This is a genomic window from Azospirillum aestuarii (assembly GCF_016632405.1).
Taxonomy (GTDB): Bacteria; Pseudomonadota; Alphaproteobacteria; order Azospirillales; family Azospirillaceae; genus Azospirillum; species Azospirillum aestuarii.
The window spans coordinates 1-22,832 of record NZ_JAEPIV010000048.1 but is presented as its reverse complement, the minus strand read 5'-3'; the positions used below and the strand labels follow the sequence as shown (position 1 = coordinate 22,832).

Genomic DNA, 22,832 nt, shown 5'->3' with positions numbered 1-22,832 from the left:
CACTGAAGCCGCGTCACAGAACGCCGCCTGATCGGCCCGTCACCCAATCTCCAACATAGCTCATCGACGGTGGCTCGGACCTTGCCGGTCAGGTTGGCCAGAAGCGCGCCGAGGGTCCTTCCCTCGCTGCTGAGGTCGGCCGTCCCCGCGATGGTGCCTTCCACCATCCCGGCCACCTTCCCGGCGACCACCGGCAGCGCGCTCACCGGCACGCCCTGGCCCTTCGCACCAAGCGCCAACACCGGCGGATTCGCCGTCGCGTCCACACGCAGCGTTCCGGTGATGGCTCCTTCCGGCATTCCGACGTGCAACGGATCCATGCGAAGGATCCCGTCCTTGAGGGTCACCGACGCGCTGCCGGCGCGCAACGGCAGGCTCGGCGCCTCGATCCGCTCGGCCCGGAGCGTGAGGTCCGCGTTCACCGCGTACAGCCAGCCGAAGGGGAGATCCTGCGCCCCGTCCCTCTGTGTCTGCCCGCCGCCCTGCCCCGCTAGTTCGCGCAGTTGCCCCACGGCAAGGGTCGTGGCGGTCATGTCCCCGGCGACCATCGGCTTCGGTCCCGAAGCATCAACCGTCAGCGTTCCCGTCGCACGGCTTTCGCCGAGGCGGGCCTGAATCCCGTCCGCCGTCCACCGCGCCGCCTCCTTGACGACCTGCGCCTCGGCGTGGAAGGACGGGGTGGAGCCGACCGCCACCCCCGCCAGCGCGAACAGCGGTTGCAGGCCCTCGCCCTCGGCCACGACGTGCAGGTCCGCCGCTGGGTTGCCAAACAGGCTTGTGACCCGGCCCGACACCTCCGCGCGCACCGTACCAACCGAGGCCGTCGCCCGGACAGGCAGGTCCCCTTTGCGCAGCTGGCGCAAAGATCCGGTCTCGCCGCTGAAGCGGATGTTCTGGGGTTGCGGCTTCGACGGCCCTGCCGCGAGCTGCCCTTGTGCTTCGAACGTGATGGGGCGGTCCACGGACGGCGCTTCCGCGCGCAGTCCGTGCAGCCGCACCATTCGCGGCGCGCCAGGAGCGGCATCCCGATAGACCACGTTTCCCTTGGCGATCTGGAAGCTCTTCAGCCCGAACAGATCCGCAGGCCCGTCCGACGGCGCACCCGAGCCGGACACCATCCCCTGCCAATTCGCCTTGCCTTCCGCGTTGACCGCCAGGAACACGGCCGGAGCCGTCACCACGACGCGGGGAAGTTCGACAGCGGGCGGGAAAAGGCCGGAAACGGTGAGCGCCGCCCGGATCCGTTCGGCGCGGAAGATCGACGGCTCGTCCGCCCAGGCGGCGTTCTCGACGGCGATGTCCGTCAACTCGACGGTCGTCGGCATCCCCCAGTCCGCGACGGCGGCATGACCGACATCGACATCGTGGCCGAGCACCGCGGTGGCGGCCTTTTCGATCATGAACGCCATCGCGCGGCCATCGGCGACGGCGACCGCAAGCAACAGCGCGATGCCCCCGACGAGGACAACCAGCAGGCTGCCGATGGTGGAGATCAGAAGTTTCACGGCGCGAGGCATGGCAGCACCTATGGTCGGTTGGAAGGGGGTCGGTTGGAAAGGGCCTCTTCCTGGCCCAATCCGCACCGCGCCCTGCGGTTCCGCGACATGAGGAATAAGCGCTCTCAGTCGGACTGCCTCTGGCCGTCGGTCAGGGACCGCTCGCCGTGACGCGCCAGATGCGGTTGCCGACATCGTCGGCGACGAGCAGCGCTCCCTTCCCGTCCAGGACAACGCCGACCGGCCGGCCGAGCGCGTTGCCGTCCTGGTCGAGAAACCCCGTCAGCACATCGACGGGCTCCCCAGTGGGGCGTCCACCGGCGAAGGGCACGAACACGACCTTGTAGCCGCTGTGCGGCCGGCGGTTCCACGACCCGTGCTGACCGACGAAGGCGCCGTCCGCAAAGCGCGCCGGGAGAGCGCCGAACCTGCCGAAGACAAGCCCGAGCGATGCGGTATGAGGACCCAGCGCGTAATCGGGCACGATTGCCCGCGCGACGAGGTCGGGCCGCTGCGGCGTGACCCGCTCGTCCACATGCTGCCCATAGTAGCTGTAGGGCCAGCCGTAGAAGCCCCCGTCCCGGACGATGGTCATGTAGTCGGGGACGAGGTCGCTGCCGATCTCGTCGCGCTCGTTGACCGTGGTCCACAGCGCGCCGGTCGTCGGTTCCCAATCCAGGCCGTTGGGATTGCGCAGGCCCGAGGCGAAAACGCGGTGGCGGCCGGTGGCCGGGTCGATTTCCCAGACGGCGGCACGGCCCTCCTCCGCCTCCATGCCGTTCTCGGCAACGTTGCTGTTCGACCCGACGGTGGCGTAGAGGCGCCGCCCGTCCGGACTGGCGATGACGTTCTTGGTCCAATGATGGTTGAGCGGGCCGGCGGGCAGGTCCACCACCTTGGTGCCCGGCGCGGTGATCCGCGTCTGGCCCGGCTGATAAGGGAAGCGCACCACCGCGTCGGTGTTGGCGACGTACAGGTCGTTGCCGACCAGCGTCATGCCGAACGGGGAGTTGAGGCCGTCGAGGAAGACCGAGCGGGCCTCGGCCACGCCGTCGCCGTCGGCATCGCGGAGCAGGGTGATGCGGTTGGCGCTTGGCCCACCCGCCCCGGCCTCGCTCATCACCTGTTTCATGACCCAGCCCCGGATCCCCTGGTTGTCCTTCGGCTTGGGCGGGGCGTTGGTCTCCGCCACCAGGACATCACCGTTGGGCAGCACGAGCAGCCAGCGCGGGTGGTCGAGGCCATCGGCAAAGGAGGTGACGGCCAGCCCAGGCGTGGCGACCGGGGATGCGCCGGCCGGCCAGCCCCGTGCCGGCGCGATGTTGACCGTGGGGATCACCGTCTCACGGGGCGGCGGCAGCGCCGGATTGGGGCCGATTCCGGCGGAGACCGGAAGCGTCGCCGTCTCGCCGCAGCCGGTCAGGATGGTTGCCGCCGAAGCAGCGAGCAACGCGGCCAAGGGCAGCCTGGTCATTGCTGCAAGTCTTCCGATCCGTGAGCATTGGATGCTGAACGAATTGCCGGCTGGCGCTGTTCCGCGAGCCGCTTCACACCATAAGCACGGGATTGCGGGATTCGCGGAGAAGGCCGAGCGTCCGTTGGTAGTCGCTAGCGGCGCAGTCATCCCCGCAGCCAACGACCAGCAGCCCCGGTTCGCCGTTGGCGAACGCCGCGACGGTCTGTATGAGCGGGCCATGCCGGACCGTCACCCGGCAGTCCACGTTAGCCTCGCTCGCTCGCCGCTGAATCACCGCGACGAGGCCGGCAACGTCGGGGCGGCCAAGCCCGGCGAGCGAGGCCTCATCGACCTCGGCGGCCCGAAACGACTGACCGACGAGGTGCCGCACCGCATCGAGCATTTCTTCATCGACCACGGCCAGCAGATGAATAGTTCCGTCCGAGGGTGTCAGGCCCAGCGCCCACGCCGCCGCCTCGGCCCCCCGCTCCGAAAGGAGGTTCAGCGGCAGCACGACCCTTTCCAGTCGGTCGCGCACGTTCTCCGCAGGCTTGCGCACCACCAGCAACGGGTTCGAGCGCCGGTGCACAAGCACGTCAGTCGTGGTGCCGACGCTGCTGCCGCCGACGTCCTGAAAATCCTCCAGATAGGGCGACGGGAACATGGAGAGGTCGCAGCCATGCGCCTTCGAGAGATCCAGGATCTGCCGGAACGCCCGTCCTCCGCCCGGAGCGCGGGCGTGGGCAGCTTCGATCCGCCCCGCTCTGCCGAGCGCCATGGCATGCTCGGCGAGATAGCGGTCCTTCTCGGAATCGGGTGTGCTCTGCTCGTAGGCATAGGTGACGAGCACGGCGCAGCCGAGCCGGGTGGCGACCGCCCGCCCGAGCTCCAGCACCGCCCGGTCCTGGTTCGAGCCGTCGAGCGCGAGCAGCATCCGCCGGACCGTCAGCCCCGGCACCTCCATGCGCTGGGCCGATGCCGCCGCCTCGAACTGGTTGATCGTCGCGTCGAGATCGAGATTGCTGAAGTCGGTCATGGCACGGCCATCCGCGATCAGAGGTCCGGAAACAGGTTGAAGACGCGGTAGAACAGGAGGTAGGCGATCACCAGCACGATCTGGAGACCCGCCACCGTACCGCCGACCTTCATGTACTCGCCCCAGCCGATCCGTATGCCGCGCTCGCGCTCAAGCGCGTGCAGCGCGATCACCGCGCCGATGCTGCCGACGGGCGTCGGATTGCCGCCGAGATTGCTGGCGGCGATCAGCGCCCACCACAGCGGTTCGGGGGCGAGCCCCGCGGCGATCATGGTCTGCACCACCGGGATCATCGTCGCCGCGACCGGTATGTTGTCCACGATCGCCGCGGTCACGAACACGAACGGCACGAGGATCAACAGCACCGCCAGCATGTTGGTGCCGGTGATGGCGAAGATCTGGCTCGCCATCACCTCCAGCAGGCCGGTCGCGCCGACCGTGCCGATCAGCACGAACAGCCCGACGAAGAACAGGATGATCGGCCACTTCACCTTGCGGATCGCCTCTTCGGGATCGAAACCGGAGAACAGCAGGGCCGCCGTCGCGCCGCAGATCGCGATGAAGTCGAGCCCGACGCCGAGCTGCTGGGCAAAGGCAAAGCCGAGCGTGGTCAGCAGCAGGATGATCGCGCAGCGGATGAAGATCCGGCGGTCCTTGACCAGCGCCCATTCGTCGAAGGCTTCGACCTTGCGCCGGCGCGCTTCCGGATCGCCGGTGGCGACGAGGCGTTTGCGGTAGAAGAGCATGGATGATGCCGAAGGCGAGCAGCGCCGAAATGATGGCGAGCGGTGTCGAGACGATCAGGAAGTGAACATAGGAGATGCCGGCGCTGGTGCCGATCATCAGGGTCGGGATGCCCGACGCGAAGGTCATGAGGGCACCCGAATTGGCGCCGATGGCGACCGCGACGATGTAGGGCACCGGATTGTCGTCGAGCGCGCGGGTGATGACCAGCACGAGCGAACTCATGATCAGCACGCCGGGCGCGATGGTGAGAAAGGTGACGAAGCCGACGGTCGCCACCATGACGGCAGGCAGAAGCAGCCGTGGCTTGCCACCGGTCATCTTGACCAGCCGGATCGCCAGGAAATGGAAGAAGCCTGACCCGCCGACAACCTCGACCAGGATCGAGGTGCCGACGATGACACCGATGACGCCCATGTCGTGGGCGATGAACTCATGAACGGCCCCGTAACCCACGTCCGCGCCATAGACGCCGAGGACGAGCGCGGCGATCACGGCGGCAACGGCGCCGAGCAGCGCGGCCAGACTCTTATGGAGTTTCTCGAAGGCTATGAAGCCGAAGGTGACCATCAGCAGCAGCCCAATCACCACCATCGGCAGGACGGGTTGCGCCTGAGCAGCCGTCGTGCCGGGCACGGCCACAGCGGTGGCGGCGAAGGCAGGGGCAATCAACATGATCGGCCCGGATGAGGCATTGCTTCTTGCAACGGTCGCATTGCTCCTCCCGCTCATCCTTTCCAAGAACTGACGTGCAGAAAATTGCGTTCCGCGCGACCTTCACTCAGCCTCGGTATTTTTGCCGAATTTCCCATGATCGCTCCATCCGCCCTGCCCCATTCACCCTGCGCGGTCTGTGGCCGGTGCGCGGTGTGTACAGCGGTGGTGCATGGAAACCGTAAAGCCCAACTGCGGATGGACGATGGGGTTCCCCGGTGCGCCTGCCCGCTGGTGTTGGCTGCGACACCTCCTCTTCAGCCGAGTTGACGCGACAGGGCACGCTCTTGCGCGCGGCCCCTCACGGACTTGCTCGGAGGAACACCATGAATCCCGCTCTCGTCGCCGCTACTGCGGTCATCTGTCTGGCAGCCCCCGCCTTGGCCCAGACGGCAAACCAAGGCCGCACGGCATTGCCGGCGCCGCCCGCCGGCCAGGCGTTGGCGCAAGCCGGTCTCGTGGACGCGGCCGGGCAGACGATAGGAACCGCGGCTTTCATCCAGACGCCCAGCGGAGTGTTGATCCAGCTTCGCCTCGACAAGATCCCGCCGGGCGTCCACGGGCTTCACATTCACGAAAATGCCCGATGCCAACCGCCCGACTTCCAGTCGGCGGGCGGACACTTCAATCCCGGCGGACGGTCCCATGGGCTCCTGGACCAAGGCGGCCCGCATGCGGGCGACCTTCCCAATGTTGCAGCGTCGCAAAACGGGCAGGTCTGGGCCGATATCCTGACCGACCGCGTGACTCTCGGCACCGGAACGGACAGCCTGTTCGGCGGAAACGGCACGGCGCTTGTTCTGCACGCCACACCCGACGACTACCGGACCGATCCGGCCGGCGCGGCTGGCGGCCGGGTCGCCTGCGGTCCGATTATGCGCATGACGCAGCCGCGGTGAGCGGCCTTCAGACCAGGGCGGCCAAGCGATCGTGCGCGTCCCGGCAACGCCGCCGAAGCGCCGCTCGGTCGTGATCCTGGGCGATGCCCTGCTCTCCAGCCTCCTCGATGAGCGCGAGTTGGTCCAGCAACGGGCGCCGCTGCTCGTCGGTGCGGGTGTAGGGCGCCAGCCGCGCCACCCCTTCCGCCAGCCGGATGAGGACCGCGGGCATGGCGTTCCCCGCCTGCCGGATCTGGTCGAAGGCCGCCCGCACAAGCCCGTCATAGTCGGTCACATTGCGAACCACGCGCAGTTTCCCATCCTCGTCGCAGCGCGCCGCGGCCTCCAGAGGGCGCTCGAAGATTTGGGAAAGCGCCGACGAGAGATTGTCGATCACGGCGATGGCGGTGAAAACGTCGTTGATGCCGGGCGACAGCGCGCGGAGCGCAATCTCCACCAGCTGGCGGATGCCGTATTCCAGGTCCTGGGTCGGCGTCCGCTCGGCGCCGATGATGAAGGCCCCGCGGATGGCCTGCACAAGCGCGTCGGGGCAGCCCTCCGGGGCATGCACGGCCACATGGTCGCCGCGGGTCAGCACGTAGTGACCCGGCCGGACCATGATCCACAGCACCACCTCGGCGCCGCGCGCCTCGTGCACCAGCGCATCGAAGTCGATGGCCTCGATGTAGCCGTCATGCCCCAGCCCGATCCATACCACACCCTCCGGCGGCGGCACCGGGGCGGACAGCGGCGAATCCGCTTCCGGCAGCAGACGGTCGATGGTGGCCCGCAACTCCCGCGTCACGTCGCGCACGACATTGTCGTACATGATCGCGCGGGCGAGCTTGTGAACGTAGAACAGCAGCACGAACAGGCACAGCGCCGACAGGCTCGTTCCGACGCTGACCGCCAGGTGCGGAATGCCGTTGGTGGATGGGCCGCCGATGCTGCGGAAGACGACCAGCAGATAGAGGATCGTCGCCACGAACAGGCCGAGCACCGCCTGCGTCTGCGGGTCGCTGATGAAGTTGCGGACCAGCCTCGGCCCGAGTTGCCCCGCCGCCAGCGTCAGCACCACCACCGTGATCGAGACGACCAGCGAAGTCATGGTGATGGTGCCCGACAGCAGAGCGCCCATGAGCTGGCGGGCGCTTTCCGGGTCGCCGCTGTAGACCAGCCACAGCTCGACCGCACCATCCGGCAGCAGGTCCCGATGCGTGAGCAGCAGGACGGCCAGCACCACCGCGGCGATGCTCATCAGCAGCGGCACGAACCAAAGGCTTCCGCGCAGAAGCATCCAATAGTGGCGCAGGCGGTCCTGCATGGCTCAATCACCCACCCCTGATTACCCGACCGGCAACGGGACGAACAAGGCGCTGCCCTCGCGTCGTCGCAACAGGAGCACGCTGTCTTTGTTCGACTTGCGCGCCGCCTCGACGGCCTTGGTGACGTCGTCCGGTCCTTCCACGGGCTGCTGCCCGGCCCGGGTGATCACATCGCCCGGCTCGAAGCCGGAACGGGCAGCCGGGCTGTTCGGGGCGACCTCCACCACCACCGCGCCGTTGATGTCGGTGTCCAGCGAGAACTGCTTGCGCAGTTCCGACGTCATCGGCGCCAACGTCAGGCCGAGTTGGCCTTCGCCGGGCTTCTGCTGCTGCGCCTCTGCCTGCTGAGACGGCGGTTGCAGTTCGGCGACGCGGACCTCCAGAGTCATCGGCTTACCGTCGCGCTGGACGACCACGCGGGCGGTGTCGCCGGGCTTGGTTCGCGCGACCATGCGCGTCAGGTCGTGCGGTTCCTGGACCGGCTTGCCGGCGTATTCGGTCACGACGTCGCCGCTCTCCACGCCGGCCTTGGCGGCCGGGCCGTTGTTGGAAACCTCGGCGACCAGTGCCCCGGTCGGCTCCGTGAGGCCGAGCGCGCTGGCGATGTCCGGCCCGACCGGCTGCACCGACGCGCCGAGCCAACCGCGCGTGACGCGGCCGGTGTCGCGCAGTTCGGCGATGACCGGCCCGGCCAGTTCCGAGGGGATGGCAAATCCGATGCCGACGTTGCCGCCCGACTGGCTGAAGATGGCGGTGTTCACGCCGATCACCTCGCCCTTCAGGTTGAACATCGGGCCTCCGGAATTGCCCTGGTTGATCGCGGCATCGGTTTGCAGAAAGTCGTCGTAGGGGCCGGCGCCGAGGTCGCGGGCGCGGGCCGAGATGATGCCGGCCGTCACCGTGCCGCCGAGGCCGAAGGGATTGCCGATGGCCAGTATCCAGTCGCCCACCCGCATGCCGGTGCTGTCACCCCAATGCACGGCGGGCAGCGGCTTGTCGGATTCGACCTTCAAAAGGGCGAGGTCGGTCTTGGGATCGGTGCCGACGACCTTGGCTTGCAGCTTGCGCTTGTCGGTGAGCGTGACTTCGACCGTGTCGGCGCGTTCCACGACATGGTTGTTGGTAACGACGTAGCCGCCCGGATCGATGATGAAGCCGGATCCCAGCGACTTGCCGGGCCAGCCTTGTGGTCCGGGCTCGGGACCTCTGCGTTCCAGACCGCCCCCGAAGTTTGGGATCTGCTTCCGCAGCAGGTCCTCCATGAAGTCGCGCAAGGGGCTGTCCGGGAAGAGCGAGAACGGGCCGTCTCCTCCGCCCGGTTGATCGGACCGCGCGGTTTGTCGGTTCGGCGGCCTGCTGGACGCGGCGATGGTGACGACGGACGGAAGCTTCGCCTCGGCGAGATCGGCGAAGCTGGCCGGCGCCTCGCGCGCCGGTGCGCCGGACGGCTGCGCCGCAGCCGGACCCACAGGCGTCAGCAAAAGGCCGGCGGCGAGAACAAAGACGGTCGATTTGGAGAGAGTGGGTTTGGGGACGGTGGGTTTGGGCATGGCGGCCTCCATCAGCGGTCATGCGGATACGTGCATTTCCTGCAAGAGATGCTTGCGCTGGGCCAACTCGTCCCGGCAGGTCGCCTCTCATCCCCAAAAGGACGCATAGGGGGTGGAGCCCCCTGTTTCCGCCCCTTCCGGCCCGTCTTGGCGGGGAACTGCCCATCCACAGGGCTCGTTGGCAGTGCCGAGACGCAGCGGGGAGGGAAAATCCATGTTCTTCGACAGTTGGGCCGGACTTGGGCGCGTGCTCGTCGTCGGTGTGCTGGCCTATGCGGCGCTGGTGCTTTTGCTGCGGGTGTCCGGCAAACGCACCCTGACCAAGATGAATGCCTTCGACCTCGTGGTCACGGTGGCACTCGGGTCGACACTCGCCACCGTGCTGCTCAGCGAGTCGGTGGCGTTGGCCGAGGGGGTGCTGGCGCTGGCGCTGCTCATCGTCCTGCAATACGCCATCACCTGGCTTTCGGTGCGCTCGCCCCGCTTCCAGGAATTGATCAAGGCGCAGCCGACAATGCTCGTCTACCGGGGCGACTTCCTGCCGGCAGCCCTGGTGGAGCAACGCGTCACCCGCGAGGAGGTGATGGCGATCCTGCGCGCCCAGGGGCGCACCGATCTCGACACGGTGCTGGCCGTGGTGCTGGAGACGGACGGGTCGTTCAGCGTGCTTTCCGGCGGCGCGGCGGATGAAGGGACCCCGGTGCTCGAGAACGTCAGCCGTCCTTGAGCGGCTTTGCGCCAGGAGTGCGGTGCCGATGCTCTCTCGACGCACAGAAGAGGGAACGAGAGGGAACGCGATTGGCCCGGTCGAGTTGGCCGGGAAGACGGACATCCGTCCATCGCGCAACCGACACGAGGGCATCGTCATGAAACGGACACTCCTCTTCACCGCGGCGGCCGTCGCCCTGATGCTCGTCGCGCCTCCCGGCGTCAACGCCCAGGTTCAGAAGCAGCAGGCGGACGGCCCGCTCGCGTCGGCCAAAACCGTATCGCTCGACCGCTGGACCTACGACGAACTGTACCGCAATGGCTGGCGCGCCGATGAACTGATCGACACGAGGGCGTACGGCGCCAACGGCAACGAGATCGGTGAGGTCGAGAACATCCTGATCGGACCCGACGGCAACATCCGCAGCATCGTCGTGGCGGCCGGCGGCTTCCTCGGCATCGGCGACACGCATTTTGCGGTGCCATGGAACAAGGTTCAGGTCAGCCCCAAGATGGAACGCGTGACCGTCCCGATCACCGAAGCCAATTACGGCGATTACGACCTGTTCGGCGCGGCCGGATTCGATGTCGCGGCGAAGCCCGGCAGCGGCGTCCGCCGGGTCGAGGAGGGAACGGCCGGAACCGGCCAGCCCCGCGTATGGCGGGCATCGGAACTGATCGGCGATACGGCCCGGCTGAAGAACAAGGCCGACTACGGTTATGTCCAGGATCTGATCTTCGACCGGCAGGGCAAGCTGACGGCCGTGGTGGTCGAGCCGCGCTTCACCGGTGACCGCAACGCCGCCGGCCCCTATGCCTTCCCGTACTATGGCTATGGAGCCGGCTTCGATCCCGGCCTGGACTATTACGGCCTTCCCTATGATAGCGCCGATGTCGGCACGCTGAACCGGTTCGACGCGGGCCGCATGGATGCTGCCGGCATCGGTTCGCCCACCGGCAATGCCGGCTCCAGCGGTGGCGGCACGCAAAGCAGCGGAACCGCCAAGCAGTAGCTCTGTCGCGGAGCGCGAGGGTTCCCCCTCGCGCTTCACCTTCCTGCCGATTGGACGGTTAAACACAGGCACAAGGAACACCGGCCATACCACTTACGAGTATACCTACTCACTTTTCAGGATGAGTTTGGAACCGCATCCATGACGTGAAGTCGGCGCCTCCTATATCCTTTATGAACTGGTGATGCTGCCGAGGGGGACGGGCCCAGTCGAGCGAGCGCCCGGTCGAACCAGCGCAAAGTCGAAAGACCAGAGCCATGCCGAAAAAGACGCTGCCGAGCGCCATCTACTGGCGCGCGCTGAAGGAAGCTCGTCCCTGGTATCCACAGCTGGGGCTCATCGTCGCGCTCGGTCTGCTTGCAACGCCCATCGCTCTGCTTGCGCCCATTCCGATCAAGATCATCGTCGACAGCGTTCTGGGCGACAAACCTCTGCCCTCCTTTCTCACCCGCTCCTTGCCCTCGGACGTCACGGGCGACAAGGACATGGTCCTGTACCTGTGCATCGCCTTCGGCGTTCTCGTCGCCCTGCTGGCCGTCGTGCACAGCGTCGTCGAGTGGCTCTACCGCGAGGCCGTCGCCGACCAGATGGTGCGGCGCTTCCGCGCCAAGGTGATGGGCAACGCCCTGGCGCAGGCCGCCTCGCGCGACGCCGGGCGCGGCGTGGTCGATCAGGTCTTCCGCATCAGCCAGGACGCCCCGGCGTTGCAGGCCATGACCATCTGGGGCGTCATCCCCCTCATCACCAAGGTCGGCTCGGTCATCTGGGTGGTATGGGTCACCGCCCTGATCAGCCCGCAGGTCGCCGTCATCGCCCTGGCCACGGCGGTGCCGCTGATCGTCCTGATCGTGCTCAAGCAGCGACCGCTGTGCGACCGCTGGCACCGCGTGCGCAAGTTCGAAAGCCGACTGACCCAGCTCGCCTACGAGGTGCTGGGCGCACGGCGGGTTGTGCTGACCTCCTGCCAGGAGGACCATGAGGTGCAGCGCCTGATCGATGAGGGCCGCGCCTGCTTCATGGCGCGCTTGTCCGTGATGGTGATCGACGCCGGTTTTCGCGTGGTGCTGGCGCTGGCGGTCGGGCTGGGCACCGCCGGCATCCTCTATGTCGGCGTGCGCGACGTGCAGGGCGGCGCGCTCAGCGTCGGCGACCTGATCGTGCTGCTGGCCTACATGACCCAGCTCTACGAACCGTTGAAGGCCATCGCCCAGCACATCATCGCCCAACAGGCGGCTTTCGCCTGCGGCGAACGCGCCTTCGAGCTGCTGGAGGCCCCGCCGGCCATTCCCTAAAAGGCCGATGCCCGGCCGCTGAGGCATGCCCGCGGCACCCTGTCCTTCGATCGCGTGAGCTTTGCCTACACCGATGGTCCGTCGGTGCTGCGCGACGCGTCCTTCACCGTGCCGGCCGGCACCTGCGTCGGCATCGTCGGCCGCACCGGATCAGGCAAGAGCACCCTGACCAACCTGCTGGTCCGCCTGATCGACCCGACCGCCGGGACGATCCGGCTGGACGGCCGGGACGTGCGCGACTACCGCCTGTGCGACCTGCGCCGGCAGTTCGCGATCATGGAGCAGGAGCCGTCGCTGTTTTCGACGACTGTGGCCGAGAACATCGCCTATGGCCGCGCCGACGCCACGCGGGAGGAGGTTGAGGACGCCGCGCGCCGGGCGCGCGCCCACGACTTCATCAGGGAGCTGCCGGACGGCTATGACAGTCTGGTCGGCGAACGCGCCCTGACCCTGTCGGGCGGCGAGCGCCAGCGCATCTGCCTGGCCCGCGCCTTCCTGAAGCAGGCCCCGATCCTGATCCTGGACGAGCCGACCAGCGCGCTGGACAGGGACACGGAGTCCGCCATCACCGACGCCATCGAGGAGCTGATGCGCGGGCGCACTACCTTCATCATCGCGCACCGCCTGTCCACGCTACGGCGCGCCGACCTGATCCTGCGCGTCGAGGACGGCCAACTCCAAGTGGAGCGTCGGGGCAATCTTGCCTTGGCCCTGGACATGGCCAAGGCGGACCAGGGAGCCGCGGCCAGCGGCGGTCGCGTCATCGATGCCGCCCAGTGGACACAGCAGCACGGCAAGGGCGGGGCGTTGCGGACGTCGGACACGCTCTGAAATGCGGCGCTCTGAAATTGCGCGCGGTCATGCCTTGCCGCTGTCCAGCCCGCGCTGGCGCACCGGCTGGGCGCCGCGCGCCAGATTGTGGGCGGTGCTGACCAGCGCAATGTGGGAGAAGGCCTGTGAAAAATTGCCGACGAGCCGCCCCGTCCGCGTGTCGTACTCCTCCGACAGCAGGCCGACAGCGTTGCGCAGGGCGAGGACGCGCTCGAACAACTCGCGTCGATGGCGGGCAGGCGTGAGGCGCGCTGGATCCCGTACTGGGCTTGGACCATCTCGGTGTTCAGGGTCGCCAGCCGCAGGTCGCGGTTGTTGGCAAACGCCAATTCGACCAGCCGCCGCAGACGGCGATCACCGAACAGCGTGCGCCATTTGAGCTCGACCGCGAGTGCGTGTGTCTCGACCCCGGCGATGCCCGGCAAGGCCGCCGGCACCGGCGGGGCCGGTTTGTCGAGGGCCGGGGTGAAGGAGCAAGCGGACAGCGCGAGAAGGAAGGGGATGGTGAGCGATCTCATCGTTTTCATTTCTCTTCCACCCGGCGGGGCGCAGGGGCGGTTCGGCGGGCCATCCGCCAGGCTTCAAGACGCTCTCTCCCGCCCATCACGAACACGAAGAAAACGGGCACAAAGATGATGGCCAGCACGGTTGCGCTGACCATGCCGCCGAACACGCCGGTACCGATGGCGTGCTGGGTCTCGGTACTGGCGCCCATGGCGATCATCAGCGGCACGACGCCGAGACCGAAGGCCAGGGAGGTCATCAGGATCGGGCGCAGGCGCAGGCGGGCCGCGGCCACGGCGGCTTCCGCCAGACCCATGCCTTCTTCGCGCAGTTGCTTGGCGAACTCGACGATCAGGATGCGCCGCGCGAGGGCCACACGGGATGCCGCGGCGCGCTCCTGCACGTAACTTCTCACCACCTCGGCGACCACCCCGATCCTTGCCGCCCGCTGCGCCTGCTCGGTCGCCAGATACTCGTGCAGGGCCGCATCGGACAGGCTCTTGGCCTTGCCGAAGAAATCCAGTTCATAAGCCGACAGGGCGACCCCCGCCTGGTGGGCGGACTCGGTGTTTCTCGCCGGATGGGTGGTTGTGCCTTCAGGGTGGGCGGCCACGCCGACGGGGCGCTTCCGGTGCAGGAAGCGGCCGGTCTTCCAGAAGAACTGGAGAACGCCTGCCGACGCCACCACGCCCCTTGCGCGGCGTGTGTGAACGAGGCGTCCCGGCGGGCGGGGCGACCTGTTGAGTTGCTTCATGCGCGGACCGCCCGCTCCATCCCGGAAGGAGCGTTGAGGCCTGGAGGGTGACCATGGTGATCAACTTGGCGTCCGATCCCTATCTCCCTGCGTTCTGTTGAAAACACTGGTTCCGATCAGGTTCTTTGAAGCGGCGGTGGGAGCTGATGATGAACCAAGCAAGGCATGAGGTTCCTCGCGGCGGCGGGCAGACGGACGCCTTGATCGAGGCTATCGAACGCTTTGGCTTCAGCTCGGATCAGGCCGGGGATCATCTGCGCGGTCAGGTCCGCTGGCTTCGGTATCGCGCCGGCACGGCACCGTGGCGGGCTGCGGTCCTGGTTGCCCTCGCTTGGGGAGTGCCATTGCTTCTCACGGCATCGGCCGGAACAGCCGCGGCGCCGCTGGCGCACCACCCCTTCCTGCTGGATTGGGGAGCCTGGGCCCGGTTCGTCCTGGCCATTGCGATCTTCACGCTCATGGATCGGCAGGTCGATGAGCAACTGAAACGATATCTGCGGCATTTCGTGGCCGCGCCACTGCTCACCCCGCAAGCGATGGCCGCAGCTGCGGAGGCCGTGGCGCGGGCCATTCGAAGGGGGCGCAGCCCCACCGCCGCCACGGCTTGCGCACTGATCGCCTTCGGCCTCAGCGCGGCCGGTGCGGCCGGGCTCCTGAGACGGACCGATGTGTCGTGGCTGGTCACGGGAACGGAGGACGCGAGGCGCCTCACGGCGGCCGCATGGTGGTGCGTGCTCGTCAGTTCGCCACTGTTCTGGTTCCTGCTGCTCCGCTGGCTCTGGCGGCATGTCGTCTGGGGCTTGCTCCTGCGCTCGATCGCACGCGTTGACCTGCGCCTCGTCGTCACCCACCCGGACGGAGCCGGAGGGCTTGCCTTCCTGGGTGAATATCCCAACGTGTTCGCCGCGTTGGTCTTCGCGATGAGCGCGTCGCTCGGAGCTGCGGTCGCCCGCGCGTTCCAGCAGGACGCGTTCGAGGTCCATGCCTACAGCTACCTCATGGCTGGCTGGCTCGCGTGCATCCTCCTCCTGTTCGCACTGCCGCTGGCCGCTTTCGTAAGGCCGCTTCGTGCGCTCAAGGAAAAGACACTTCTCACCGGGGCCGCACAGGCGACCAACCATTTTCGCCGTGAAGAGCGAGAAATCCTGGGACGAAATCTTACAACGCCAGATGATCCGGGGGTGACGGGCGAACCAGCCCAGCCGAATCCGTCCGCACTGATCGCCGCGGCGAAGAAGATGAGCATCGTCCCTTACAGCCGGACCACCATCGTCCCGCTCGGTGTTGCCGCGCTGCTGCCGCTCATCGCGGCTGGCGCGACGCAGTTGCCGTTCCAGGAGCTTTGGAAAGTCGCAAAGCGCCTGTTGCTGCTTTGAGAAGGCATTTCCAACGCCGCTCGGCGGCCCTTTTGCGGTTGATGTGGGCGCCCGGCGTCATCGAATTGAACCCTCAAAAACCAAGAAAAATGCAGCGACAATTGACGCTCAACATGGCGCTATGGTCTCTATATTAAAGAACTATTCCCTTAAAATATTTAGAACAGATCGCGCCCACTACCTTAGATATGGTGCTTTGTTATACTATAAACACCAAGTTTGGCTTATTTCGGGCAGGAAAATCCCCTTTCCCTAGGTCAATATGTTGCGCCGTTGAGAGGATGCTCATCGTTCAGACAGAGCAGACATTCCAGCAGACAGGCAAGGAATCTGTCGGAATTCGGGATCGTGCATCATCGCGGTCTCCCGGAGAACGGGATCTTTTCCGGACAATCAAAGGAGCTTGTTTGATGAAGTCAAGCGCTCTGCTGGCCGCTTTGTCGACGATCATCCTCGTCGGCGACGGGATGACGTCTCCGGCCCTTTCACAGAACCAGGACGCACGCAAGGATGCGACGGCCGCCACCAAAGCGGCAAACGCGAAGTTATTGAACGAACTGCCCTTCTCCGACCGCTCCGACTTTGAAAGCGCTCGCCGGGGATTCGTGGCTCCCCTGCCGACAGCGGAGATCAAAGGCCAATCCGGCAACATGATCTGGAACCCGGGGCAGTACAGCTTCATCACCCCGGACGCCGCGGCTCCGGATACCGTCAATCCCAGCCTCTGGCGGCAGTCGCAACTGATCAACATCAGCGGCCTCTTCCAGGTGACCGACGGCATCTACCAGGTCCGCAACCTGGACCTGTCGAACATGACGATCATCGAAGGCAACGAGGGCATCGTCGTCGTCGACCCGCTGGTCTCGGCGGAGACGGCCAAGGTTGCGATCGACCTCTATTTTGCGCACCGCGGCCAGAAGCCGGTCAAGGCGGTGATCTACACCCACAGCCACGTCGATCATTACGGCGGCGTCCGGGGGGTGATCGACGAGGCCGACGTGACCGCGGGCAAGGTCAAGGTCTACGCGCCGGAGGGCTTCCTGGAGGCCGCGGTCGCCGAGAACGTCATGGCGGGCAACACGATGAGCCGCCGGGCCAGCTACATGTACGGCAACCTGCTGCCGCCGGACGCCAAGGGGCAGGTGGGCGCCGGTCTGGGAACCAGCACCTCGGCCGGCACCGTCACGCTCATTCCGCCGACCGACATCGTTGCGGAGACCGGCGAGAAGCACGTGATCGACGGTTTGACCTACGAGTTTCTGATGGCGCCGGGTTCGGAGGCGCCGGCGGAGATGCTTTGGTACATCGAGGAGAGGAAGGCCATCTCCGCGGCCGAGGACGCCACCCACACCCTGCACAACACCTACTCGCTGCGCGGTGCCAAAATCCGTGAGCCGCTGCCCTGGTCGAAATATCTCAACGAGGTGCTGGTGATGTGGGGCGACAAGGCGGAGGTGATGTTCGCCCAGCACCACTGGCCGACGTTCGGCAACGCGGCGGTCGTAGACCTCCTGAAAAAGCAGCGCGACCTCTACCGTTTCATCAACGACGAGACGTTGCGTTTCGCCAACCAGGGGCTGACCGAGGTCGAGATCGCGGAGCGGATCGAGCTGCCGAAGAGCCTCGCCACCTTCTGGGCCAACCGTGGCTATTACGGGTCGATGAATCACAATGTGAAGGCCACCTACGTCCTGTATCTCGGCTGGTTCAACGGCAACCCGGCGACTTTGCACGAACTCCCACCGGTTGAATCGAGCCGGAACTACGTCGCGTTCATGGGCGGCGCCGATGAGGTTCTGAAGAAGGCGAAGGAGTCGTTCGACAAAGGCGATTATCGCTGGGTCGCGCAGGTGGTGAACCACGTCGTCTTCGCCGATCCCGGCAACGCGGCGGCCAGGCAGCTTCAGGCCGACGCCCTGGAACAACTCGGGTATCAGGCGGAATCGGGACCATGGCGCAACTTCTACCTGACCGGCGCCAAGGAACTGCGCGATGGGGTGGCCAAACTGCCGACCCCGAACACCGCCAGCCCCGACACCATCCGTGCGATGACCCTCGACCTGTTCTTCGACTATCTGGCCGTCCGCCTGAACACGACGAAGGCCGCGAACGCGAAGGCGGTTCTCAACTTCGACTTCGGTGAAGCGGACGGAAAATACCTCGTCGAGATGGAAAATGGGGTACTCAACCACACGGCAAACCGCCAAGCCACCGGTGCCGACGCGACGGTCACGCTGACGCGGGACACCTTGAACGGCATCATCCTGCAGGAGACGAAGCTGGCCGACGCGATCAAGTCCGGAACGGTCAAGGTCAACGGCAACCAGGCAAAGCTGGAAGAGGTCGTCTCCTACCTCGACACGTTCGAGTTCTGGTTCAACATCGTCACACCCTAGACGGCGCTGCTTTTGTTGGCTGGACGGCACGGATCGTCTTCTTCAAAGGAGGAATGAGACGATCCGGAGTCCTCAGCATCGCGCCAAACCCCTGTTTCGATTGGTTGGAGTGCATCCGGTATGCGGTTGCCCCCATGTTCTCGCTTCACGGCCCTGCCGATCCTGTTCGCTTGTCTTACCGCCTCGTCGTCTTCGTCCGCCCAGGAGAGCGGCGATCTCGCCAAGGCCGCCCAGAACCCCGTCGCGGCCATGATCAGCCTGCCGTTTCAGAACAACACCTTGTTCGGCGTTGGACCGAATGACGACGGCGTGGCCAACGTCCTGAACGTCCAACCGGTCATCCCGGTGACGGTTGGCGGATGGAACCTGATCAACCGGACGATTGCCCCCATCACCCATCTCTCCGATCTGAGTTCGGGCTTGCCGGAACTGCCGGCCGATCCGCAGGGCAACGGCTCCTCGTTCGGGCTCGGCGACATCAATCACAGCGTCTACGTCTCACCGGCCGCTTCCGGCCCGGTGATCTGGGGCGTCGGGCCGTCGGTCACTTTTCCGACCGCCACCGAACGCAGCCTGGGCAGCGGAAAGTGGAGCGCCGGGCCGGCTGCGGTGGCTCTCGTCACCCCCGGCAATTGGGTGGCCGGCTCACTCGTGCGCCAACTCTGGTCGTTCGCCGGGGACGGCGACCGCAAGGATGTGAACCAGCTGCTCATCCAGCCCTTCATCAACTACAACATGGATGATGGCTGGTATCTGGTTTCGTCGCCGGTCATCACCGCCGACTGGAACAGCCGCGACGGCAACCGCTGGACCGTGCCGCTGGGAGGAGGGGCCGGCCGTATCTTCAAGGTTGGCGCCCAACCGGTGAATGCGCAGATGCAGGCCTTCTACAACGTTGCGCGACCGGACTTCGGGGCGGACTGGTCGATCCGCTTCCAACTTCAGTTTCTCTTTCCGAAATAAGGAGGCCTGGACGGATTGCCGAGGCGCTGGTAACATTCGGGCTGTTCCGCTGACCGTAGGCGGCGACGGTTGGCGTTATGGGCTGCCTTTCAGACTCTTGAGCGATTTGGGTGGGCGGCCACGCCGACGGGGCGCTTCCGGTGCAGGAAGCGGCCGATCTTCCAGAAGCCCCTGTGCGACGGCCTGACCCAGCAGGTTCTGCACCGACGAGACCGACCAGCGCGTTTCGCCACGGGGCGTCCGGCAGTGCAGCTCTTCAAGATGCCGGGCAATGTTGGTCAGGGTTGGGTTGTCCAGCGTCTTCACCGCCGAGGCGACCAGGGTGACGAGATCGTCGCTGTCCCGCCGCCGCGGCGTACGCTCCAGCACCCGGTCGTCCACGAACCCGTCGCGCGCGAGGCGACGCACGGCGCGCGCCAGGGCCGGCCCGGTCCACGGGCCACCGTCGGGGCGCCGCGAGTCATTTCTGGACAAGCTGCGGGCCACGGTCGCCCAGGAATAGCCGGGTCGCATCGCCCGGACGTGCGGCAGGATGTCGTCGGCCACCCGCAGCACATCGGCGTCGCGCCGTGCCTCGCGGGCGTCGTTGACGGCGCGCACCGCCGACGCGGAACGGAAGCGCAGGCCTGGATTGCCGCCGATCCGGCCACGCTCCCTGGCCGCCTTCAGCCCGGCCTTGGTGCGCTCGCGAATGAGCGCGCGTTCGAACTCGGCCACCGCGCCGAGGATCTGCAAGGTGAAGCGGCCTTGCGGGCTGGTGGTGTCGATGGGATCGCCCAGCGAGCGGAAGCCCGCCCCTTGGGCGTCGAGGGCCTCGATGATCTCCAGAAGGTGGGCGAGCGAGCGGGCCAGCCGGTCGATGCGCACGACGACCAGCACGTCGCCGGCGCGGCAGCGCGCGATGGCACGCTTCAGCTCCGGGCGTGACCGGTCGCCGCCGGACCCATGCTCCCGGTGGATCGTCGAGCAGCCGGCCGCCTTCAGAGCGTCGAGCTGCGGGTCGGTGGTCTGCTCGTCGGTCGACACGCGGGCGTACCCGATCAGCGCCATGGCTTCGTCTCCGGTGACCGGCGCCTTTCGAACGGGAAGAGCGCCCTTGCCGGGTCATTTTACCAAAAAAGCAGCCGGGACGTAACGGCCGTTTGGTAAAATATATAGGCGTCGTGGGCCGCCGTGCGCCCCGCTGATGGACCGGAACTGTCAGCCGGCACGAGACAAGATGCCAAGCGGCGCCGGCCTCCTCGACCGGCGGGACATCAGGCAAAGAACGGCCCTCGGGCTGAGCGCGTCTTGATCTGTCTTCCTGGAAGAATGTCGGCTTTTCAACGACATGAGGCGCTTCCCCGCGCCCCGACGGGGAGCTTTTCGCATGAACCGCCCGCATTTCGCACGATCCGGTCTGCAAAACGGGGGCAGGCAGGGTGTCGACCCCCCTGGAATCCGGCTTTTCGCACGAACCACCCGACGGCGACAGCCGAAACGGCCAAAAACCGCGGGAGTCCGCTCATAAAGCCGGAGCGACAAGACTGTAGCAATAAACAACGACAGAAGGCAGCTAACACTCCGTTTAGTATCATCTGTGAACAGAAGCGATCAAAATCAATGACTTAACAGAACAGGGACAGAGTGGATGGAGTGCGAAAACCAGGAAAGGAGTCAGCACTTCCCCGGTGTTGTCAGGTTGCTGCCGGGGAAGGGAGGGCAGATCTCACCGATGGCATGGTTTTCCGCACCATACCTGTTCAGAAGGTTCTTCGATCACGCCGACGCACTTCACCGCATATAGGAGTCGCATCCGTCGAGGAGCGCAGCGACACGGAGACAAAAGGAAGGAAACATGAGAGCGACACGACGCGCCGTTCTGTATGGTGTTATGGCCGGGGCCGCCCTGATGACGCCGCGGCGCATCCTGGCACAGAGCGCAGAAACACCGGTTCGACGCATTCCATCGACGGGAGAGGCCATACCTCCCGTGGGCCTGGGCACCTGGATCACGTTCAACGTCGGCGACGATTCTGAACTGCGCGCTGAATGCGCGGCGGTCATGCAGGCCTTCTTCGAGATGGGGGGCCGGATGATCGACTCCTCGCCCATGTACGGTTCCTCCCAGGCGGTGGTTGGGGATGGCCTCCGGAAGCTGAGGCACCCCCCTACCCTTTTCGCAGCGGACAAGGTCTGGATTTCTTCGGGCGCGCGCGGGCCGTCGCAGATCGAAGAGACGCGCCGCTTGTGGGACGTTCCGCGCTTCGACCTGCTTCAGGTGCACAACCTGCTGTCCTGGGAGGAACATCTCAAGACGCTGTTCCTCATGAAGGCAGCGGGTCAGCTCCGCTACGTCGGCATCACGACGTCGGAAGGGCGGCGCCACGACCTGTTCGAAGAGATCATGCGGAGGCAGCCTCTCGATTTCGTGCAGCTTTCATACAACATCGTCGACCGCGAAGTGGAGGAGCGCATCCTGCCATTGGCGGCGGACCGCGGGATGGGCGTCATCGTCAACCGCCCGTTTCAGCAAGGCGTGCTGCTCCGCCGGCTGTCGGGCCATCCCCTGCCCTCCTGGGCCGCCGACATCGGGGCTTCCAGCTGGGCGCAATTCGTCCTGAAGTTCATCATCTCCCATCCCGCCGTGACCGTGGCCATCCCGGCGACCAGCCAAGTCGCGCATGTGCGCGAGAACATGGCCGCGATGGAGGAGCCGATGCCGGACGCCGCGATGCGACGGCGCATGGCCGATTATGTAAGGGGCCTCTGATGCCGGAATGGTGGACCTATTCGACCGAAGACTTTTTGCTCTTCAGTCCCCGCACTTACTGGCGGCTGATCGAACGGCACAACGAAGCGCTCTGGCCGACCCATGTTCTGATGCTGCTGCTCGGCGCCGCCATTCTGCTGTGGCTCATCCGGCCCCGCACATGGTCGCATCGGGTGATCGCGGGGACCCTGGCCGTTCTGTGGGCGTGGTCGGCCTGGAGCTTCCTATGGGAGCGCTACGCCACCATCAACTGGGCCGCATCCTATGTGGCGCCGCTTTTCGCGCTTCAGGCCGTCCTGCTGGCCTTGGTCGGTGCCCGGCTTCGCTGGTCGCTCTCATGGACCGGACGGGCGCTCGCAGGGCTCGCGCTGTTCCTCTATGCGCTTGCTCTGCACCCCTTCGCGGCACTCCTCGCCGGACGGCCCCCGCGCGGAGCCGAGGTCTTCGGCATCACACCAGACCCCACCGCTATTGCCACCATCGGCCTGATTATGATGGCGGAAGGACGATGGTCGTGGCTGCTGCTCACCGTGCCGATGGCATGGTGCCTCGCCAGCTGGGCGACCTTGCACAGCATGGGCGCACCGGAACAATGGGTGCTTCTTGGAACGACACTGGTGGCCCTCGTTCCGGTCGCGCGTCGGTGCGCGGCCCGACCGACGTCGGGAGAGCACCCTTGACGGATTCGGTCAAGCGTAAGTTCCGGCACTTGCATGCGAAGGCAAGCGATCGTCCGGCCGCACGTCGGACACCTCCGGGCCGTTAAGACGACAACGGGCGAAGCCGCGCCGACCCTCGCTGCTGCACAGGAAAACCAAGAGGAATCCCCAAGGATCTCGCGATCCACCAGCCAAGCCCCCGCAAACTCGGAAGCCCCGGTCTCAACAACGTGCCTGGTCGTTAACGCTAAGTTTGAGAAACCGAACTCTGTGCTTGAGAAGCTTTAATTCTATGATTGAGAAACGCTGAGTTCGACCGAAGCTAGCCCGGATAATTCACCGAAGCTGAAGCTGGGGGTGGCGGGCGCGAGGTTAAGCCGCTGAG

Annotated in this window: 20 protein-coding genes and 1 pseudogene; 11 read left to right on the top strand and 10 right to left on the bottom strand. The window is 66.2% G+C overall.

Going from position 1 to position 22,832, the window contains the following annotated elements:
• The 5 genes and pseudogenes from JJL56_RS31085 to JJL56_RS34160 form a co-directional block, all read right to left on the bottom strand.
• Positions 1–1,517: AsmA family protein (locus tag JJL56_RS31085; RefSeq protein ID WP_200487672.1), on the bottom strand; the 1,517-nt coding region annotated here is incomplete at its 3' end.
• 130 nt (positions 1,518–1,647) lie between these two features.
• Positions 1,648–2,970, bottom strand: coding sequence for a PQQ-dependent sugar dehydrogenase (locus JJL56_RS31080; RefSeq protein WP_200487671.1), 1,323 nt, complete (start codon positions 2,968–2,970; stop codon positions 1,648–1,650).
• A 73-nt stretch (positions 2,971–3,043) separates the two neighbouring features.
• Positions 3,044–3,988, bottom strand: coding sequence for a universal stress protein (locus JJL56_RS31075; RefSeq protein ID WP_200487670.1), 945 nt, complete (start codon positions 3,986–3,988; stop codon positions 3,044–3,046).
• Between the two features lie 17 nt (positions 3,989–4,005).
• A complete protein-coding gene (locus JJL56_RS31070; protein ID WP_200487669.1) occupies positions 4,006–4,734 on the bottom strand; it encodes an ArsB/NhaD family transporter in 729 nt (242 codons plus the stop codon).
• A gap of 49 nt (positions 4,735–4,783) precedes the next feature.
• Positions 4,784–5,227 (bottom strand): annotated as a pseudogene (locus JJL56_RS34160) (SLC13 family permease); the annotation flags it as partial.
• Between JJL56_RS34160 and JJL56_RS33510 the strand changes: the two are divergent.
• Together JJL56_RS33510 and JJL56_RS31060 are read left to right on the top strand one after the other, a co-directional pair.
• Positions 5,153–5,422, top strand: a complete 270-nt coding sequence (locus tag JJL56_RS33510; RefSeq protein ID WP_247891350.1) for a hypothetical protein — start codon at positions 5,153–5,155, stop codon at positions 5,420–5,422. The pseudogene JJL56_RS34160 and the gene JJL56_RS33510 sit on opposite strands and share 75 nt — an antisense overlap.
• Before the next feature lie 350 nt (positions 5,423–5,772).
• Complete coding sequence (locus JJL56_RS31060) at positions 5,773–6,345, top strand: superoxide dismutase family protein (RefSeq protein WP_200487668.1); 573 nt, start codon at positions 5,773–5,775, stop codon at positions 6,343–6,345.
• A gap of 7 nt (positions 6,346–6,352) precedes the next feature.
• Here JJL56_RS31060 and JJL56_RS31055 read toward each other — a convergent pair whose 3' ends face one another.
• On the bottom strand, positions 6,353–7,648 hold the full coding sequence (locus tag JJL56_RS31055) for a DUF2254 domain-containing protein (protein ID WP_200487667.1): 1,296 nt from the start codon (positions 7,646–7,648) through the stop codon (positions 6,353–6,355).
• A 21-nt stretch (positions 7,649–7,669) separates the two neighbouring features.
• The gene (locus JJL56_RS31050; protein WP_247891349.1) at positions 7,670–9,199 is read right to left on the bottom strand and encodes a DegQ family serine endoprotease; all 1,530 of its coding nucleotides are present in this window, start codon (positions 9,197–9,199) and stop codon (positions 7,670–7,672) included.
• 214 nt (positions 9,200–9,413) lie between these two features.
• On the opposite strand from JJL56_RS31050, the gene JJL56_RS31045 reads away from it, so the two are divergent.
• From JJL56_RS31045 to JJL56_RS31030, 4 genes are all read left to right on the top strand, one after another.
• Positions 9,414–9,926 carry a DUF421 domain-containing protein gene (locus JJL56_RS31045; protein WP_200487665.1) on the top strand — a complete coding sequence of 171 codons (513 nt, stop codon included), beginning with the start codon at positions 9,414–9,416 and terminating at the stop codon, positions 9,924–9,926.
• A 139-nt stretch (positions 9,927–10,065) separates the two neighbouring features.
• Complete coding sequence (locus JJL56_RS31040) at positions 10,066–10,920, top strand: PRC-barrel domain-containing protein (RefSeq protein ID WP_200487664.1); 855 nt, start codon at positions 10,066–10,068, stop codon at positions 10,918–10,920.
• Between the two features lie 257 nt (positions 10,921–11,177).
• Positions 11,178–12,212, top strand: a complete 1,035-nt coding sequence (locus JJL56_RS31035; protein ID WP_200487663.1) for an ABC transporter transmembrane domain-containing protein — start codon at positions 11,178–11,180, stop codon at positions 12,210–12,212.
• 54 nt (positions 12,213–12,266) lie between these two features.
• Positions 12,267–13,043 (top strand): ATP-binding cassette domain-containing protein, encoded by a 777-nt coding sequence (locus JJL56_RS31030; protein ID WP_200487662.1) that lies wholly within the window; start codon positions 12,267–12,269, stop codon positions 13,041–13,043.
• A 27-nt stretch (positions 13,044–13,070) separates the two neighbouring features.
• On the opposite strand, the gene JJL56_RS32835 is transcribed toward JJL56_RS31030, so the two are convergent.
• Both JJL56_RS32835 and JJL56_RS34195 read right to left on the bottom strand, forming a co-directional pair.
• A complete protein-coding gene (locus JJL56_RS32835) occupies positions 13,071–13,262 on the bottom strand; it encodes a glycoside hydrolase family 15 protein (RefSeq protein ID WP_211112022.1) in 192 nt (63 codons plus the stop codon).
• Positions 13,263–13,566: 304 nt separating this feature from the next.
• Entirely contained in the window at positions 13,567–14,301 is a 735-nt protein-coding gene (locus tag JJL56_RS34195; protein ID WP_486598833.1) for an efflux RND transporter permease subunit, read from the bottom strand.
• Positions 14,302–14,447: 146 nt separating this feature from the next.
• Here JJL56_RS34195 and JJL56_RS31015 point away from each other — a divergent pair, with 146 nt between their 5' ends.
• From JJL56_RS31015 to JJL56_RS31005, 3 genes are all read left to right on the top strand, one after another.
• A complete protein-coding gene (locus JJL56_RS31015; RefSeq protein WP_200487661.1) occupies positions 14,448–15,677 on the top strand; it encodes a hypothetical protein in 1,230 nt (409 codons plus the stop codon).
• 281 nt (positions 15,678–15,958) lie between these two features.
• Positions 15,959–18,073 (top strand): alkyl/aryl-sulfatase, encoded by a 2,115-nt coding sequence (locus tag JJL56_RS31010; RefSeq protein WP_247891348.1) that lies wholly within the window; start codon positions 15,959–15,961, stop codon positions 18,071–18,073.
• A 120-nt stretch (positions 18,074–18,193) separates the two neighbouring features.
• Entirely contained in the window at positions 18,194–19,036 is an 843-nt protein-coding gene (locus JJL56_RS31005) for a transporter family protein (RefSeq protein ID WP_200487660.1), read from the top strand.
• Between the two features lie 75 nt (positions 19,037–19,111).
• On the opposite strand, the gene JJL56_RS31000 is transcribed toward JJL56_RS31005, so the two are convergent.
• A complete protein-coding gene (locus JJL56_RS31000) occupies positions 19,112–20,086 on the bottom strand; it encodes a recombinase family protein (protein ID WP_200487659.1) in 975 nt (324 codons plus the stop codon).
• Between the two features lie 841 nt (positions 20,087–20,927).
• Here JJL56_RS31000 and JJL56_RS30995 point away from each other — a divergent pair.
• Both JJL56_RS30995 and JJL56_RS30990 read left to right on the top strand, forming a co-directional pair.
• On the top strand, positions 20,928–21,788 hold the full coding sequence (locus JJL56_RS30995; protein WP_247891347.1) for an aldo/keto reductase: 861 nt from the start codon (positions 20,928–20,930) through the stop codon (positions 21,786–21,788).
• Entirely contained in the window at positions 21,788–22,468 is a 681-nt protein-coding gene (locus JJL56_RS30990; protein WP_200487657.1) for a DUF6064 family protein, read from the top strand. Before JJL56_RS30995 ends, JJL56_RS30990 begins: the two co-directional genes overlap by 1 nt.
• Positions 22,469–22,832: the final 364 nt, after the last annotated feature.

Excerpts from the sequence above, each read along its gene's own strand:
- JJL56_RS31080 (WP_200487671.1), bottom strand. The coding sequence starts at position 2,970 with ATGACCAGGCTGCCCTTGGCCGCGTTGCTCGCTGCTTCGGCGGCAACC.
- JJL56_RS31075 (WP_200487670.1), bottom strand. The coding sequence starts at position 3,988 with ATGACCGACTTCAGCAATCTCGATCTCGACGCGACGATCAACCAGTTC.
- JJL56_RS31070 (WP_200487669.1), bottom strand. The coding sequence starts at position 4,734 with ATGCTCTTCTACCGCAAACGCCTCGTCGCCACCGGCGATCCGGAAGCG.
- JJL56_RS31060 (WP_200487668.1), top strand. The coding sequence starts at position 5,773 with ATGAATCCCGCTCTCGTCGCCGCTACTGCGGTCATCTGTCTGGCAGCC.
- JJL56_RS31055 (WP_200487667.1), bottom strand. The coding sequence starts at position 7,648 with ATGCAGGACCGCCTGCGCCACTATTGGATGCTTCTGCGCGGAAGCCTT.
- JJL56_RS31050 (WP_247891349.1), bottom strand. The coding sequence starts at position 9,199 with ATGCCCAAACCCACCGTCCCCAAACCCACTCTCTCCAAATCGACCGTC.
- JJL56_RS31045 (WP_200487665.1), top strand. The coding sequence starts at position 9,414 with ATGTTCTTCGACAGTTGGGCCGGACTTGGGCGCGTGCTCGTCGTCGGT.
- JJL56_RS31040 (WP_200487664.1), top strand. The coding sequence starts at position 10,066 with ATGAAACGGACACTCCTCTTCACCGCGGCGGCCGTCGCCCTGATGCTC.
- JJL56_RS31035 (WP_200487663.1), top strand. The coding sequence starts at position 11,178 with ATGCCGAAAAAGACGCTGCCGAGCGCCATCTACTGGCGCGCGCTGAAG.
- JJL56_RS34195 (WP_486598833.1), bottom strand. The coding sequence starts at position 14,301 with ATGAAGCAACTCAACAGGTCGCCCCGCCCGCCGGGACGCCTCGTTCAC.
- JJL56_RS31015 (WP_200487661.1), top strand. The coding sequence starts at position 14,448 with ATGATGAACCAAGCAAGGCATGAGGTTCCTCGCGGCGGCGGGCAGACG.
- JJL56_RS31010 (WP_247891348.1), top strand. The coding sequence starts at position 15,959 with ATGCTCATCGTTCAGACAGAGCAGACATTCCAGCAGACAGGCAAGGAA.
- JJL56_RS31005 (WP_200487660.1), top strand. The coding sequence starts at position 18,194 with ATGCGGTTGCCCCCATGTTCTCGCTTCACGGCCCTGCCGATCCTGTTC.
- JJL56_RS31000 (WP_200487659.1), bottom strand. The coding sequence starts at position 20,086 with ATGGCGCTGATCGGGTACGCCCGCGTGTCGACCGACGAGCAGACCACC.
- JJL56_RS30995 (WP_247891347.1), top strand. The coding sequence starts at position 20,928 with ATGACGCCGCGGCGCATCCTGGCACAGAGCGCAGAAACACCGGTTCGA.
- JJL56_RS30990 (WP_200487657.1), top strand. The coding sequence starts at position 21,788 with ATGCCGGAATGGTGGACCTATTCGACCGAAGACTTTTTGCTCTTCAGT.